The organism is Occallatibacter sp., from assembly GCF_035317045.1.
Classification (GTDB): Bacteria; Acidobacteriota; Terriglobia; order Terriglobales; family Acidobacteriaceae; genus Telmatobacter.
On the sequence record NZ_DATHHT010000033.1, the window covers coordinates 106,798 to 121,908 of the forward strand.

The window sequence follows — 15,111 nt, forward strand, 5'->3', positions numbered from 1 at the left end:
TTCGCTTCCGGTCGAGTCGTGGCCAATTCGGAAGTAAAAACGCCAACACCCGCAGCAGCACCCCCTTCGTTTCGCCACCCATCCCTCCAGTCCTTTACCCTAGAAGGTTCGAGGAGCTCCACCCATGACCGTCATCCGCCAGGAAGATTTCATCCGCAGCGTCGCCGGCGCCCTCCAGTACATCAGCTACTACCACCCCACCGACTACATCACCTCCCTCACCAAGGCCTACGAGCGCGAGCAATCTCATGCCGCCAAAGACGCCATGGCGCAGATCCTCATCAACAGCCGCATGTGCGCCGAGGGTCACCGCCCCATCTGCCAGGACACCGGCATCGTCAACGTCTTCGTAAAAGTCGGCATGGATGTCCGCTTCCAAGGCCCCGACGGCGGGCCGCCCACCCTCGACATGCAGGGCATGTCCGATGAAGGCGTCCGACGCGCCTACCTCGACCCCGACAACAAGCTCCGCGCCTCACTACTCGCCGACCCCGCCGGCGCCCGCAAGAACACCAAGGACAACACCCCCGCCGCCGTCGTCGTCGAACTCGTCAAAGGCAACAAGGTCGACATCACCGTCGCCGCCAAGGGCGGAGGCTCCGAGGCCAAAAGCAAATTCGTCATGCTCAACCCATCCGATTCCGTCGTCGAGTGGGTCCTCAAAACCGTCCCCACCATGGGCGCCGGATGGTGCCCTCCTGGCATGCTCGGCATCGGCATCGGCGGCACTTCAGAAAAAGCCATGCTCCTCGCCAAGCAATCCTTAATGGACCCCATCGACATCCAGGACCTGATCGACCGCGGCCCCAAAACCACAGCCGAAAAGCTTCGCGTCGAGCTCTTCGACAAAGTGAATCGCCTCGGCATCGGCGCACAGGGCCTCGGCGGCCTTACCACAGTCCTCGACGTCAAAATTCTCGACACCCCGACTCACGCAGCCAACCTGCCCGTCGCCATGATCCCCAACTGCGCCGCCACGCGCCACGCGCACGTCGTCCTCGACGGCTCTGGCCCCGCATACCTTGATCCGCCCTCGCTCGACCTGTGGCCCAAGCTCACCTACGATGTCTCCCGCGCCAGGCGCGTCAACCTTGATATCGTCACCCGCGCCGAAGCTGCCACATGGAAACCCGGCGAAGTCCTGCTCCTCAACGGCAAGCTCCTTACCGGCCGCGACGCCGCCCACAAACGCATGACCGACATGCTCAGCCGCGGCGAAAAACTCCCCGTTGACTTCCGCGATCGCTTCATCTACTACGTCGGTCCCGTCGATCCCGTCCGCGAAGAAGTCATCGGCCCCGCCGGCCCCACCACCGCCACCCGCATGGACAAGTTCACCCGTCAGATGCTCGCTGAAACCGGCCTCCTTGGCATGGTCGGCAAAGCCGAGCGCGGTCCCACCGCCATCGAGGCCATCAAGGAATTCGGCGCAGTCTACCTGATGGCCGTCGGCGGAGCCGCATACCTCGTTTCCAAAGCCATCATCAACTCCCGCCAACTAGCGTTCGAAGATCTCGGCATGGAAGGCATCTACGAATTCGAAGTCAAAGACATGCCCGTCACCGTCGCTGTCGACTCCAAGGGCACAAGCGTCCATAACACCGGCCCAGCAGAGTGGCAGCAACGCATCGCCAATATCCCGATCCTGCAGTGAGTCACATTGTCGGATCAGAGATTTCCGCAACGCTGTCATTCCGACCGAGGCGCCATGGCGACGAGCGGAGGAACCTGCAGTTGCCTTTTCTTGGCGCAGGCACGTACCTGGCTGTCCTTGGCGAATGCAAATGCGAACCAGTCAAGAAGACGCTAGACTCTCTTCACGGCGATTAATGATTGACCGTGTGTCCCGTACCCCGATCCCCGCGAGGGAAGACATGAAACCACAGTTTGCTTTAAAGGTCGTTCTTGCTTTGGTCGGAATTCTGTTTCTTGCCCTGGCCTATCCGATGATCGTCTTTGTGCGCCAGGCGCCCGCACTCTCGATGCAGTTCAGTCTCTACGTCACGCTGGGTGTCTTTCTGTTGCTCGCCATTCGCAACCCTTCAGCACACCGCAGCCTCATCGCTTTTACCGCCTGGTCCAGCTTCGCGCACGCCGCTTTAATGGGTACACAGGCATTCTGCAATATGGTCGCGCGCGGAGAGCTGATTGGCGTAGCAGTTCTCATCGTCATCGGCATAGCCCTGGTTGCTCTCGCGCCTCCTCCGCCCCAGCCCGGTCCAGGCCCCTATCCGGCGCACCAATCGTGAAGACCGTTCCCGCATTCTCTACAGTCGAAGATCCCGCTCGGCATGGGTCATCGGCGACGAGCCCTATGTCTCAATCCACATGATGGGCCCCGCCAACTACGCCGTCCACAAATAGCAACGGCTCACCATCCGGTGAGCCGCCTTAGTCCCTATGTCCCTGGTCCCTCAGTCCCTGCTTTATTGTTTTCCAAACCGATACACAAACCCGTAAGTAAACCCGAGATCGTTCTGCAATGTCGAACCGAACCCGGTCGCCATATAATCCGGCGCCAGCCGCAACGACAGACTCGGCGAAATGTTCACCTCGCCGATCAAGCTCGCGTTGATCGCGTAGGTTGTCCCATCCGGATAGAGACCGTTTACCGCCGTGCCAAACCCGTTCGTGTCGCTTGCAAAGTTGCTCATCGCCACGCCGCCCTTCACGCTTCCGGCGATCGAATACTTCGGCCGCATCCTGAAGCGGTATGTGGGCCCCACCAGGACGTCATAGGTGCTGATTGCTGGCCGCGTGATGTTGCCGTTGTTCGGACGCAGACCCACAAATGCCGTCCCGTAATACCCGCGCCCGTCAAACGTCAGACCCAGCTTTTCGGTCCAGAAGCGCGAAACCGCCACATCCCACGAGTACATTGTTACCCGCTGCAACCCCGGTCCCGGCGTAAATCGCTGATAGCCGCCGCCCACAAACACCTCGTACAAATGCGAGTACGCGTCATGGATGGCCTGCGCCCGCCGCGCCTCGCGCCGCGCCCGGATGCGTGCCTGCACCGTCTGCTGACCCTGTTGGATTGGCGCAGCGGCCGGGCCTTGCGGCTGCTCCTGCGCGGGTGTGCTGCTGCTGGAATCTGTGCTCTGCGCCAGAGCACCGAACGATAAAAGCGAAATAACCGCCAGAACACCTGCAGAACGGCGAAAAGAAAACATCGGTCTTGACTTACCTCCAACTACTGGGTCCCCGCGGACAGGTCTTCGTCCGTGGGGTGGAACGCCGGGTTCGCCGCGGACAGGTCTTCGTCCGTGGGTGAAACCCTTTACGGAGCCGAGCGCACCCCTATCGATATTTAAACATCTCGAACTGGGCTGCGCAGGGCTGTCACCCTTTGGACGCGCGCCGGCGGATTTTGCCGCTATCCCCGCCTGCATGCAATACGATGAGAGCCACGGAGGCGATTACTCTTCATGGGTCGATTCCTGCTCGGATTCATCTTCGGCATTGTTCTCGTTCCCCTCGCCGTCCTGGCTTTCCTCACCTATGGCAGAGTGCCGGTCGCCGTCGGCGATCCCCCGTTTCCCTACGAGCGTCAGCTCGTCAGCCTGCCGCTCGATGCACGCATCCAGAAGGACATGGTCGGCACCCACATGGAACCCGATCAACTCAACCTGACCGCCGGCGCTCGCATCTACGTTGAACGCTGCGCCGTCTGCCACGGCCTCCACGGCAAAACTGCTGCCATCGGCTCCCATATGTACCCTGACGCTCCCCCGCTCCTTGAGCCGCACCGCAACGATCCCACCGTCGTCGGCGTCAGTGACGACCCATCCGGTGAAACCTATTGGAAAGTCGAAAACGGCATTCGCCTCACGGGTATGCCTTCCTTCAAAACCCAGCTCAGTGATACCGAAATGTGGCAGGTCAGCATCTTCCTGGCCAACGCCAGCAAGCCCATGCCTCCGTCCGCCCTCGAACTCCTCAATCGCGCACCCGCCCCGCCCGCCGATGCCCCGATCCACCTGCCCACCCCTCCACCAGCCTCAGAAGATCAATAGCATTCCAGGCAACAGAGAACGCAGTGCCTGGCCAACGGCATTCGCCCTGCGCTGCCCCACACGATACTCTGAAAGTGTCTCTGGAAAGGTCAGGCCATGAGTCTCGTCGATTCCTTCCGCAAAGGCCTTCGTTTCTTCCTCATGAGCTTCGGCATCTCCTCCCCGGCCAAAAAGCCGCCCCCCAAACCTGCCTCCAGGCCCAACTCGGGCCAGTAAACCCGTCCCTCCTGCAATTTTTCGAGCCAAATTTTCCGAGCCTAACAGCAGCTTTCACCACTCCAATAACCAGGTCACATGACCATCCGAGGATGCGATCGACGATGAGTACCGAACCCCAAAAAGGAACCCTCCGCGCTTTCTGGGATTGGTTCGTCCTCTTCAGTGGAATCTCCACCGCCTCCAACCTCTCGCGAACCCGCCGCGACCCCGTCCAGCGCAAAGGCCTCTTCCTCTTCCGCAAATCCAAACGCGGCTGATCCCGCTTCCACGAGTCCCTAGTCCCCTAGTCCCTAGTCTCTGCTCCCTGTAAACTTGATATATGTCGCTGACCCGCCAGCAAGCCCTCGATTACTTCAACTCCCCTGACCTCATCGGGCTGGGCTTCGAGGCCGACGCTGTCCGTCGCCGCCTCCACCCCGAAGGCGTAGTCACCTACATCATCGATCGCAACATCAACTACACCAACTTCTGCACCGAGTACTGCACCTTCTGCGCCTTCTACCGCCCCCTCCCCAAAGAAGGAAAGAATATCCCCCGCTCCGACGAGGGCTACATCCTCTCGCTCGAAAAAATCTACGAAAAGATCGCCGAAACCGAGGAGATGGGCGGCACCGGCGTCCTCATGCAGGGCGGCCTTCACCCCGACTTGAAGATCGACTGGTTCGAACGCCTCTTCACCGGTATCAAGCAGCGCTTCCCAAAAATCTGGCTGCACTGTCTCAGCGCATCTGAAATCCTCGCCATCGCCGAGTACAGCGAACTTGACCTGCGCACCACCATCGCCCGCCTTCGCGATGCAGGACTCGACTCCATCCCCGGCGGCGGCGCCGAAATCCTCGATGACGACGTCCGCAAACGCATCGCCCGCCTCAAGTGCCGCACCGCCGACTGGGTTGCAGTCCACCGCACCGCTCACGAACTAGGCATGCGCACCACCGCCACCATGATGTTTGGCGTCGGCGAGACATTCGACCAGCGCATCAACCACTTCGAAGTCGTCCGCAACCTGCAGGAAGAAACCGGCGGATTCACCGCCTTCATCCCCTGGAGCTTTCAGCCCGGCAACACCGCTCTCGGCGGCCGCGGTTGGGAAGAAGCCACCTCAGTCGAATACCTCAAGGTCCTCGCCATCGCCCGTCTCCACCTCGACAACATCGAGAACGTACAAGCCAGTTGGGTCACGCAAGGACTCAAGGTGCTCGAGTTGGGTCTTCACTTCGGCGGCAACGACGTAGGCTCCGTCATGCTCGAAGAAAACGTAGTCAAGGCGGCAGGCACCAGCAACTGCACCACCGAAGAAGAACTCCGCCGCATCATCCGCGACGCCGGCTTCAAGCCCGTCCAGCGCGACACCCTCTACCGCACCATGTTCCTCAATTAAGCATCGCTCCTTTAGCGCTTGTCAGCCTGAGCGCCGCGAGCCTGTGGCTCCACGAAAGTGGGGTAAGCGGCACGAAGGATCTGCTTTTGTTTTTCGCGCGTCAATCCGCAACAACCTGTCATCGAAAAGGTAACTTCCAGATTGACACTTCCCAATTGACCACAACTCGACCAAGTCACGACTCATCCCCTCCAAAACTGTCATTCCGACCGGAGCAAAGCGCAGTGGAGGAACCTGCAGTTGTTTTTCGGATGGTCCAGATCGAAGATCCTTCCGAATTGTCCACCAACCGCCAACGATTTCGAAATGATCGCGCTATCCTTGCTGAGACAAGTGGAAGGTGCAATTTGAATAACGACAAATTGCGCGATTGGTACCTAGGATTGTCGAACTGCGACAAGCAGATTTATTTGTCCCTTGTTTCCAACCAACTCACGATTCATGGAGCCGGTTAATGCCTAAAGCGTCCTAGTATCGCAGGAGTAATCTCCGGTTGAGCCACAATATGACCGGAATGCCGGTTTCGGAGATCAACCCACATCCGGTACACTCAAATTTCATACGGCCCCGGAAGAAAAATCAACGGTTGAGGTGTAAACACTAATTTCGCCGGTTCGGAAATAAACCGAAACACCATCGCCGCACCCGATTCGCACGAAAAAGAAGTCTCACGATGTCTGAAGATGCGAGCATGACCTGCGCGGAGTTCCAAAGCCTGCTCCCTGTGTTGCTGGTCTCCGACGAATTGATAGATAGTCACCCTCATTACAAAACGTGTTTGATCTGTCGTGATCTCATTCGCAACTACGAAAAGATGATTGACAAGGTTTTCCCCGCGCATTGTGACGACTGGTCCGAGTCCACGTGAAAGGCAAATGAAACAGGGGCCGAGGTTGTCTGATTGCGGCCTGACGGCTTTTCACAGATTCCCGGGCGAGGACCGCCCACTCGGGAACTACCCCTTGCTCAATAGGTAAAGTTCCAATCCCTTTTCTCCTCACGATTCCGTCAACCCCCATTTCCCGCCAAGCCCCCGCAACTCCCTCATTCTACGCACAAAATAAATCCGCAAACTTTGCAGATAATTAAGCCGCAAAATCGCACAATTGAACTGTAGGCATCGAGAGACGCTTCAACCGACTCTCGATGCCATTGTCATTTCTGAAAGGAACCCCCGTGTCCGATGCCGCCGCACTCCATGAATCCCAGCTCGCAATCGCTCCCACGTCGTCGCCGCTAGCGGAATCGCTGCCGGCGGTTTCTCCTGCCCCGATCTCTTCTGCCGGAACTCGCTGCGTCGAGGCCTACAACGGCGCCTACAAAACCGAGCGCGCCTCGCGCCGCGACGAAATCGCTGCGATCAGATCTGCCAGGAGAGCCTTCCGCGCTGCCCTCCCACCGCTCTCCGGGCTCGAAAACATCCGCGACTTCATCGCCTGTATCGCCCAGGCGATCCTCCTTGACGTCATCGATACCGCCGATGCCTCCAAGCTTCTCTATGCCGCGCAGGTTGCGATCGCCGCATCGCGCGTTCAGCCCCCTTCCGTCAAATCTCATGCTTCCTGATCCGCGCGGGCACCTACCCCCCACCCCCCTCCGATATTTGCGGTTTTCCACAAAATATATGCATGAAATTCGACGATGAAACTCCGACCAAACCAGTCCGCTTCAACACATCTGCAGGTTGTGCCCCAGGTCCGGGGTCCCCACGAACCGGTCTTGGTTCGCGGGGTGGAGATCTCGCTTCTGAAACCTGGGAAAGCAGAAAGCCAATCCACTTTTTTCTCTCGCGCAGAGGCTAGACAAGCCCCAAGAATTCCGGGGTCATTCGCGCCTGCCTTGTGCTATCCTCGCCGCGTGTCCGTCACTTCCTCGCCTCAAATGCAAGCTACCCGGCGCCACTCCGCGCTCGTCCGCGTAACCCACTGGCTCACCGTCATTTCGTTTCTGGCTTTGCTCGTAACTGGCGGCGAAATCGTCATTTCGCACCCGCGCTTCTACTGGGGCGAAACCGGCAACTCCGGCACCACTCCGCTCTTCAAGATCCCCATCCCCGCATCGCGCGATACCGTTCCCTCCGGCTACAACTACGTGATGCCCGATCAGAATGGCTGGTCCCGCTATCTTCACTTCGAAGCGGCATGGGTTCTCGTCCTCACCGGCCTCGTCTACGTCATCGCGAGCCTGCTCAATCGTCACTTCTCGCGGAACCTGCTCCCCTCACCCGCCGACCGCAATTGGCGCGCCTTCCGCAATGTCTTTGCCAAGAGCCTCCGCCGCGCTCCGCCCGATCCCGCGTCAAACGACGCGTACAACGTCGTCCAGCGCACCGCCTACGTCCTCGTGATCTTCGTCCTCTTCCCTCTCGTTATCTGGACCGGCCTCGCTCTTTCCCCCGCGTTTGACTCCGTACTCCCGGCAACCGTCAATCTGCTCGGTGGCCGTCAGTCCGCGCGCACGCTGCACTTCTTCGTCACCGATCTTCTCGTTCTCTTCCTCATCGTCCACGTCGCGATGATTGTTCTCGCTGGATTCTGGAGCCGCACCCGTGCCATGATCACAGGCCGTATCAATTCTTCCTCGGAGCGCCCATGAGCAACATCTCTCGCCGCAAACTCATCACCACCGGTATCGCCGCCACCGCAGGCGTTACCGGTCTTGCCGCCGCCGATCGCATCGCCCGTAGCTACGGCCTCATCCCACCCGATGGCGGCGGAATCTACGGCCCCGGAGAAACCCTCACCTATGCCGCCCAGCGACTGCTCACCCGCCACTCGATCGCCCGCGAATTCCCGCGCAGCATGATTTCCGAGAAACCCTTCCGCAACGAAACCGCGCCGCCGGGCGAAGAATTCAAGCGCCATCAAGCCACCGGCTTTTCCGATTGGAAGCTTTCCGTCGACGGCATGGTCGCGCATCCTACATCCTTCTCGCTTGCCGATCTCAAAGGCCTTCCCACTCACAACCAGATCACCGAGGTGGCCTGCGAAGAGGGATGGTCTTATGTTGCGGAGTGGATTGGAACGCCTCTGCACAATGTCCTCGACGCCGTCGGCGTTCTGCCCCAGGCACGGTACGTCGTCTATTTCTCCATTGAGAAAGACTGGTGGGAAAGCATCGACATGGCCGATGCCACGCACCCTCAAACCTTCCTCACCATGGGCATGAACGACGGCGAACTTCCCGTCGGCTTCGGCGCTCCGCTCCGCCTGCGCGTGCCTCGCCAGCTAGGCTACAAGAGCGTCAAATACATCACCCGCATCACCGCAACCGACTCGCTCAAGCACTTCGGCAAAGGCCTCGGCTCCGCCTCCTCCGAAGGTGGCTACGCCTGGTACGCCGGCATCTGAATGACTGAGAAGCCCTGACACCGGATTCTCCTGTGTCATTCACCGGACTCTCCTTTGTCATTCACCAGATTCTTCCGTGTCATTCTGAGCGCTGCTACTACCCTCATTCACTCAACAGAAGGGGAGATGTGTCATCCTGAGCGCCGCAAGCTTGGGGCCCCACGCAGAGGGGTAAGCGGCGCGAAGGATCGGCTTTTACGGGTTCCCTCCCGGGTGCCCCAGGTCTGGATTTTCAGACCTGGGTTTCCGGCCTTCATCAAACGAACTGGATCCATCAACTAGGCAGGCTCACAGCTCGGATCTATTTCTCCAGCGAATACACCACGCTGATCGTCGTCTTCACCTCGATCGGCTTCCCATTCAACAAAAACGGCTTGTATCTCCACTGCCGCACTGCATCGAGAGACGACTGCAATAGCTCGCTCGGTCCTGACGCAACCCTCAAGTTTTCCACGTGTCCCGTCTTGCCGATCACCGCATCCAGCACCACCGTCCCCTGGATCCTCGCTGTCTTCGCCTCCGGCGGATACTTCGGAGCCACCTTGCTGATCAGGTTTGCCTGCATCTTCTCTGGCAGAACGGAGTGCGGCGCGCCATTCTTCGAATCCTGCTTATCCGCGCTCGCCTGAGGATCAACCCCCACACGCAGCGCCACCGCCGACGCCGCCGTAACCACTCCCAGCGCTACACACGCCACGACCCATACTGTCGCACGCAGCGCGCCCATCTGCCTCTTCTTCTCAGTAAGTTTCATAAGTCTCCTCTCCAAGGTGTTGGCATCAAAAATTCCGATCGCATGCGGGACCCTCACAGCCCTGCCTTGCAACAACAAGGCCGCCAGCCGCAACAGCGATTGCGCATACTCCTCGCTCCCTGAAATTCCCGCGGCCATCTCGTCGCACACCATCTCCCGCGTCTCCGTCATGAATTGCCGCGTAACCCAGAGACATGGGTGGTAGCTCAACGGCAGCGCCGCAATCTCATACGCCAGGTTCTTCAAAAAATCCTTGCGCCGGATGTGCGCAAACTCATGCGCAATCGCCGTGTCCAGATCAGTCTGCGGCATGTGCGTTATCATCCCCGCCGGAAGCATCACGCGCCCGTGCACAATGCCCATCGTCACCGGCGCAAAAATTTCCTTCGAGCCCACGATCGCGACCGGCCCCGCAATGCCCATACGTTTCAGCCATCGCTCAAACGAAAGCGCAGCTTCCCCGCTCAACCGCAGCGGCTCCGCTCCTCTTCTCAGCAACGACAACCGCACGCAACGCCACACGAACCGCGCGATGAAATACCCCGTTGCCGCCGCATACACAATCGCCAGCGCCCCCATCACCCCCGGCGGCAGTCGCAGCGCGGCAAATCCGTCCCCGGCTCCCACACCCATTCGCACTGACACCTGCCCATCCGGCGCTGAAGCTTGATGCGCAAACCACGGCCACACAAAGTGCATCTTTTCCCAGGGAAGAATCGACAACGCAGGCAGCGCGCTCTCCAGCACTAGCGCGCTCACCCAGACGCGATGCTCCGCCGCCGGACCTGCCGCTCTCAAACCTCGCGCGCCAATCCACGCTGCCGCAAACACCAGCGGCGCCTGCCAAAGCGAATTCAAAACATAAGACACCAGCGCCGACTCAAAGCCGCTCATGCCGCGCCTCCCTTCTCCTTGCTGAATTGCTCGGTCAGCTTCGCCAGCCGCTTCGCATCGATCTGCCGGCTCTTCAGCAGGCTCATCACCAGCACTTCGCTCGACCCGCCAAACATCCGGTCAATCAGATCGCGAAGGCTCTGTCCGTAGGCCTTCTCCTCGCTCACCTTCGCCGCATAAACAAACGCTCGCCCCTCCAACTCGCGATGCAGCTTGCCCTTGCGTTCCAGAATATTGAGCACCGTCTGCACCGTCGTGTACGCCAGAGGCGGGCGCATCTCCGCCTGCACCTCCGCCACTGTGCTGCTCCCCCGCTTCCAGATCACCTGCATGATCCTCAGCTCCAGCTTGGTCAACCCGCTCTTTGCCGAACTAGCCCCCACGCGACCTCCTATATTTTTAGGAGCCTACCCCCATTCCGCTCCTCTGTCAACTAAAGTCTTAGGACACGAGTCCTCCAGCTCGAAATCCGATTGACCCTCCCCCGGTGCCGGTATTACAGTCGCCTTGCCCGCGAAATTCCCCCAAAGCTCGACCCGCAGCATCGTTGCAGAATTCTCACTTCCAATGAGGTGCCGCCGCATGCGTAAACTCCTTGCCTGCCTTTTAATCCTGTCCATGAATGCATGGGCCGTTGACCCGTCGCATACTGAATCCCTGCGCGGCTATACAGCGGCTCACTCCGCCGCCGAAGTGCAGTGGGAACAAAAATTCCGCGCCATCCCAGAGCCGGATCGCATTCGCGAAAACATGCGTCGCCTCTCCGCGCGCCCCCACCACGTCGGCTCGCCCTACGACAAGGACAACGCCGAATGGCTCCTTGCCCAGCTCAAGTCCTACGGCCTCGACGCCAAGATCGAGCAATTCGAAGCCCTCTTCCCCACGCCAAAATCCCGCAAGCTCGAACTCCTCGGCGCCACTAAATTCACCGCCAAACTCGACGAGCCGGTCCTCGCCATCGATCCCACCTCCAACCAGAAAGATGAGCAGCTCCCCACCTACAACGCCTACTCCAAAGACGGCGACGTCACCGCTCCCCTCGTCTACGTCAACTACGGCGCGCCGGCCGACTACGAGCAGCTCGACGCCATGGGTGTCTCCGTCAAGGGAGCCATCGTCATCGCCCGCTACGGCGAAACCTGGCGCGGCATCAAGCCCAAGGTCGCTGCCGAACACGGCGCCGTCGGCTGCATCATCTACTCCGACCCCAAAGATGACGGCTACGCCCGCGGCCTGCCCTTTCCTGAAGGCCCCATGCGTCCCGCCGACGGTGCGCAGCGCGGCAGCGTCATGGACATGCCCGTCTACCCCGGCGATCCGCAGACCCCCGGAGTCGGCGCAAAGCCAGGCGTAAAGCTAATCCCACTCGACCAGGTCCAGACCATCACCAAGATTCCTGTGCTCCCCATTTCCTACGCAGACGCGCAGCCGTTCCTGAAGTCGCTGGAGGGACAAACGGTGCCTGAAACCTGGCGCGGCGATCTCCCCTTCACCTACAGAACCGGCCCTAGCAAGGCGCAGGCCCACCTCGCCGTCGCTTTCAACTGGGATCGCAAGCCTCTCTACGATGTCGTCGCCACCATTCCCGGCGCAACCTTCCCCGATGAGTGGGTCATTCGCGGCAATCATCACGACGCCTGGGTCAACGGCGCTGAAGATCCCCTCAGCGGGGCCAGCCCTCAACTCGAAGAAGCACGCGCGCTCGGCGAACTCCTCAAGCAGGGTTGGAAGCCAGCCCGCACCATCATCTATTGCTTCTGGGATGGCGAAGAGCCCGCACTTCTCGGATCAACCGAGTGGGCCGAGTTCCACGGCGACGAATTAAAGCAACATGCCGTCGCCTACTTCAACTCCGACGGCAACGGGCGCGGCTTCTTCCGCGCGGGTGGTTCTCACTCGCTTGAAAACTTCATCAATAGTGTCGCCAAAGATATCGACGATCCCGAAACCAAGATGTCAGTCTGGAAGCGCGCTCGCCTCGCCGCCCGTCTGCGCGGCACACCCGAATCCCGCACTGAAGCCAAATCGCGCGCCGACAGCCGCATCAGCGCCCTCGGCTCAGGCTCTGACTACACCGTATTCATCGACCACCTCGGCGTTCCCAGCGCCAACCTTGGCTACGGCGGAGAAGACGAAGGCGGCGGCCAGTACCACTCCGTCTACGACGACTTCTACTACTACACCCATTTTCAGGACACCGATTTTCTCTACGAGAGAGCGCTCGCGCAGACCGCCGGCTCCATGATGATGCGTATGGCCGACGCCGACGTTCTTCCCTACCAGTTCACTGACCAGGCCGATACCATCCACACCTACGTCACCGAAGTCAAAAAACTCGCAGACACAATGCGCACCCAGATCAAGGACCGCAACGCCGACCTTGCCGATGGCGTCTACAAGGCAGCTGCCGATCCTAAAAAAACCTCGGTCCCGCCCCCCGTCGACGTCGTGCCTCCCTACTTCAACTTCGCTCCACTCGACCAGGCCGCCGACGATCTCACCGCCGCAGCCGCCGATTACGAGAAAGCCTTCACCGCCCATGCCGAAACAGCCGATCCCAAGGTGAATGCCCTTCTCCTCGCCACCGAACACACCCTTACTGACCCCACCGGTCTCCCCAATCGCCCGTGGTTCGAACACATGATCTACGCCCCCGGATTCTTCACCGGCTACGGCGTCAAAACTCTACCCGCCGTTCGCGAAGCCATCGAGCAAAAGCAGTGGTCCGCCGTCGATCCCCAGATCGCCAGAACCGCCGCCGCCATCGAACGCGAAGCCGACAAACTCAAAGCCGCAACCAATGCCCTCAATGGAGAATGATCCGGATCCAAACGAGAACCCATCCTTGTGCTACCTTGCTGACTCGCTTATGCGCGAAGCGCATGCTGGCCCGCTACTTCTGTAACATGGCAAACGGCCACTGCCGCAACTGCTTCGCGCGCCACAGGTAGATCAATGTTCCGCTCACGGCAATGCCTCCCGCCATCGCCAGCCCGCCCATGGCGTTGCTGCGATTCACAAGGATGAACACAAATCCAGCCATCGCCAGCACCGGGGGCAGCGGATACAACGGAATCCGAAACGGCCGCTCCAACTCCGGTCTTTGCACACGCAGTAGCATCACGCCCACATGCTGCAGAAAAAACTGCAGCAGTATCCGCGTCACCACCAGCATCGTGATCACCTGCTGCAGGCTGAAGAAGCAGAACGCCGAAGCCACCAGCCCCAGCGCCACCAGCGATCGATGCGGAATTCCGTGCTTCGGATGCACCGCCGCCAGAAACCTGAAGTAATTGCCGCTCTGCGCCGCAGCAAACGGCACGCGCGAATAACCCAGCAGCAACGAGAACACCGACGCAAACGCCGTCCACATCACCAGCGCCGCTATCGTGTACCCCGCCCACTGCCCGAATGCCCATCGCGCAATCTCCGCCACCAGTTGCACGCGCACAATGGCGCTCTCTTTTACATGCATCGCCGCATCGCGCATCGAAGGCAGTGCTGAAAGGTTCATGACGACGTAAAACGACGTCACAAACAGAACCGACAGCAGAATTGCCCGCGGAATCGTCTTCTCCGGCTGCTTTACCTCGCTGCCCAGAAACGTGATGTTGTAGTAGCCCCAGTAATCGTACGTGGCAATCAGCGTAGCCTGCGCCAGGCCGCCAATCGCCAGCGCCGCCGACTGCGCCGGACTCGCCGGCATATGCCATCCGCCCATCGACGCCGCGTGCGCAAATCCCGACGCAATCACGCCAGCCATGGCCGCCATCACGCCTGCAAACAGCACCCACGCCAGCCGCGTCACCGAACTCAGATTCCGATACAAAAGCGCCGTCACCAGCAAACAGGCCGACGCCGCCGCGAAGTTCGCATAATGCAGGGCGGGCAGCGCCGCAATTGGAGCCGACTCAAGCCCCGGCCAGAACCACGCCAGAAAACTCGACAGGCCAATGCACCCCGACGCAATCGACAGCGGCGCAGAAAAGCTCAGCTGCCACACATACAAAAAACTCAGCCAGTTTCCTTGGCGCTCCGGCCCGTAGATCTCGCGTAGAAATGCATACGAACCGCCGGCTCTTGGAAACGCAGCGCCCAGTTCCGCCCACACCAGCCCGTCCATCACCGCAATCGCAGCGCCCAGCAGCCACGCCCATGTGCTCAGTCTGTAGCCGGCAGCCGCAATCACCAGCGGCAGCGTGATGAACGGCCCCACGCCGATCATCTCCAGCATGTTGAACAGCACCGCCGACCGCAGCCCGATCCGCCGTTCCAGCGTCGCGGATGAGCCAGAACCCGATGGGATTTTCAATCGATCAGACACTCGGCCCTCATCATAATGAACACCTGGCCGCCAGCATCTCGTCTCCCAAGCTCACAATCAAAGTTGAAAGTGTCATTCTGAGCGAACGGGGCCCCGAACGTGTTTCAGTTCGGGGGTGGTGAGCGAAGAATCTGCTTTTCGGGGGCTTCCACACTGTGCGCAGCTTCTATCCC

Annotated in this window: 13 protein-coding genes; 9 read left to right on the forward strand and 4 right to left on the reverse strand. The window is 60.0% G+C overall.

All coding sequences use genetic code 11. The annotated features are described in order from the left end of the window. Window positions 1-124: 124 nt before the first annotated feature. Both VK574_RS16110 and VK574_RS16115 read left to right on the forward strand, forming a co-directional pair. Entirely contained in the window at window positions 125-1,654 is a 1,530-nt protein-coding gene (locus tag VK574_RS16110) for a fumarate hydratase (protein WP_472800881.1), read from the forward strand. A 220-nt stretch (window positions 1,655-1,874) separates the two neighbouring features. Beyond that, complete coding sequence (locus VK574_RS16115) at window positions 1,875-2,249, forward strand: DUF6632 domain-containing protein (protein WP_472800882.1); 375 nt, start codon at window positions 1,875-1,877, stop codon at window positions 2,247-2,249. Between the two features lie 177 nt (window positions 2,250-2,426). On the opposite strand, the gene VK574_RS16120 is transcribed toward VK574_RS16115, so the two are convergent. After that, window positions 2,427-3,173, reverse strand: a complete 747-nt coding sequence (locus VK574_RS16120) for a hypothetical protein (protein ID WP_472800883.1) — start codon at window positions 3,171-3,173, stop codon at window positions 2,427-2,429. A 255-nt stretch (window positions 3,174-3,428) separates the two neighbouring features. Between VK574_RS16120 and VK574_RS16125 the strand changes: the two genes are divergently transcribed. The 6 genes from VK574_RS16125 (at window position 3,429) to VK574_RS16150 (ending at window position 8,966) form a co-directional block, all read left to right on the forward strand. After that, complete coding sequence (locus VK574_RS16125) at window positions 3,429-4,016, forward strand: c-type cytochrome (RefSeq protein ID WP_472800884.1); 588 nt, start codon at window positions 3,429-3,431, stop codon at window positions 4,014-4,016. Between the two features lie 320 nt (window positions 4,017-4,336). Beyond that, window positions 4,337-4,492 carry a hypothetical protein gene (locus VK574_RS16130; RefSeq protein WP_472800885.1) on the forward strand — a complete coding sequence of 52 codons (156 nt, stop codon included), beginning with the start codon at window positions 4,337-4,339 and terminating at the stop codon, window positions 4,490-4,492. A 62-nt stretch (window positions 4,493-4,554) separates the two neighbouring features. Then, window positions 4,555-5,616: a cyclic dehypoxanthinyl futalosine synthase gene (gene mqnC / locus VK574_RS16135; protein WP_472800886.1), complete on the forward strand. Its 1,062-nt coding sequence runs from the start codon at window positions 4,555-4,557 to the stop codon at window positions 5,614-5,616. 1,176 nt (window positions 5,617-6,792) lie between these two features. Next, window positions 6,793-7,182, forward strand: coding sequence for a hypothetical protein (locus tag VK574_RS16140; RefSeq protein ID WP_472800887.1), 390 nt, complete (start codon window positions 6,793-6,795; stop codon window positions 7,180-7,182). 291 nt (window positions 7,183-7,473) lie between these two features. Further along, window positions 7,474-8,211, forward strand: coding sequence for a cytochrome b/b6 domain-containing protein (locus tag VK574_RS16145; RefSeq protein WP_472800888.1), 738 nt, complete (start codon window positions 7,474-7,476; stop codon window positions 8,209-8,211). Beyond that, the gene (locus VK574_RS16150) at window positions 8,208-8,966 is read left to right on the forward strand and encodes a molybdopterin-dependent oxidoreductase (RefSeq protein ID WP_472800889.1); all 759 of its coding nucleotides are present in this window, start codon (window positions 8,208-8,210) and stop codon (window positions 8,964-8,966) included. Before VK574_RS16145 ends, VK574_RS16150 begins: the two co-directional genes overlap by 4 nt. A gap of 301 nt (window positions 8,967-9,267) precedes the next feature. Here VK574_RS16150 and VK574_RS16155 read toward each other — a convergent pair whose 3' ends face one another. Then, a complete protein-coding gene (locus VK574_RS16155) occupies window positions 9,268-10,614 on the reverse strand; it encodes a TonB family protein (protein ID WP_472800890.1) in 1,347 nt (448 codons plus the stop codon). After that, complete coding sequence (locus VK574_RS16160) at window positions 10,611-10,997, reverse strand: BlaI/MecI/CopY family transcriptional regulator (RefSeq protein ID WP_472800891.1); 387 nt, start codon at window positions 10,995-10,997, stop codon at window positions 10,611-10,613. Before VK574_RS16160 ends, VK574_RS16155 begins: the two co-directional genes overlap by 4 nt. Before the next feature lie 199 nt (window positions 10,998-11,196). On the opposite strand from VK574_RS16160, the gene VK574_RS16165 reads away from it, so the two are divergent. After that, entirely contained in the window at window positions 11,197-13,434 is a 2,238-nt protein-coding gene (locus tag VK574_RS16165; RefSeq protein WP_472800892.1) for a transferrin receptor-like dimerization domain-containing protein, read from the forward strand. Between the two features lie 73 nt (window positions 13,435-13,507). On the opposite strand, the gene VK574_RS16170 is transcribed toward VK574_RS16165, so the two are convergent. Continuing rightward, the gene (locus tag VK574_RS16170) at window positions 13,508-14,938 is read right to left on the reverse strand and encodes an APC family permease (RefSeq protein ID WP_472800893.1); all 1,431 of its coding nucleotides are present in this window, start codon (window positions 14,936-14,938) and stop codon (window positions 13,508-13,510) included. Between the last annotated feature and the right edge of the window lie 173 nt (window positions 14,939-15,111).

What these genes read in the sequence shown, in the direction of transcription:
- VK574_RS16110 (WP_472800881.1), top strand. Translation starts at nt 125, where the DNA reads ATGACCGTCATCCGCCAGGAAGATTTCATCCGCAGCGTCGCCGGCGCC.
- VK574_RS16115 (WP_472800882.1), top strand. Translation starts at nt 1,875, where the DNA reads ATGAAACCACAGTTTGCTTTAAAGGTCGTTCTTGCTTTGGTCGGAATT.
- VK574_RS16120 (WP_472800883.1), bottom strand. Translation starts at nt 3,173, where the DNA reads ATGTTTTCTTTTCGCCGTTCTGCAGGTGTTCTGGCGGTTATTTCGCTT.
- VK574_RS16125 (WP_472800884.1), top strand. Translation starts at nt 3,429, where the DNA reads ATGGGTCGATTCCTGCTCGGATTCATCTTCGGCATTGTTCTCGTTCCC.
- VK574_RS16130 (WP_472800885.1), top strand. Translation starts at nt 4,337, where the DNA reads ATGAGTACCGAACCCCAAAAAGGAACCCTCCGCGCTTTCTGGGATTGG.
- mqnC (WP_472800886.1), top strand. Translation starts at nt 4,555, where the DNA reads ATGTCGCTGACCCGCCAGCAAGCCCTCGATTACTTCAACTCCCCTGAC.
- VK574_RS16150 (WP_472800889.1), top strand. Translation starts at nt 8,208, where the DNA reads ATGAGCAACATCTCTCGCCGCAAACTCATCACCACCGGTATCGCCGCC.
- VK574_RS16155 (WP_472800890.1), bottom strand. Translation starts at nt 10,614, where the DNA reads ATGAGCGGCTTTGAGTCGGCGCTGGTGTCTTATGTTTTGAATTCGCTT.
- VK574_RS16165 (WP_472800892.1), top strand. Translation starts at nt 11,197, where the DNA reads ATGCGTAAACTCCTTGCCTGCCTTTTAATCCTGTCCATGAATGCATGG.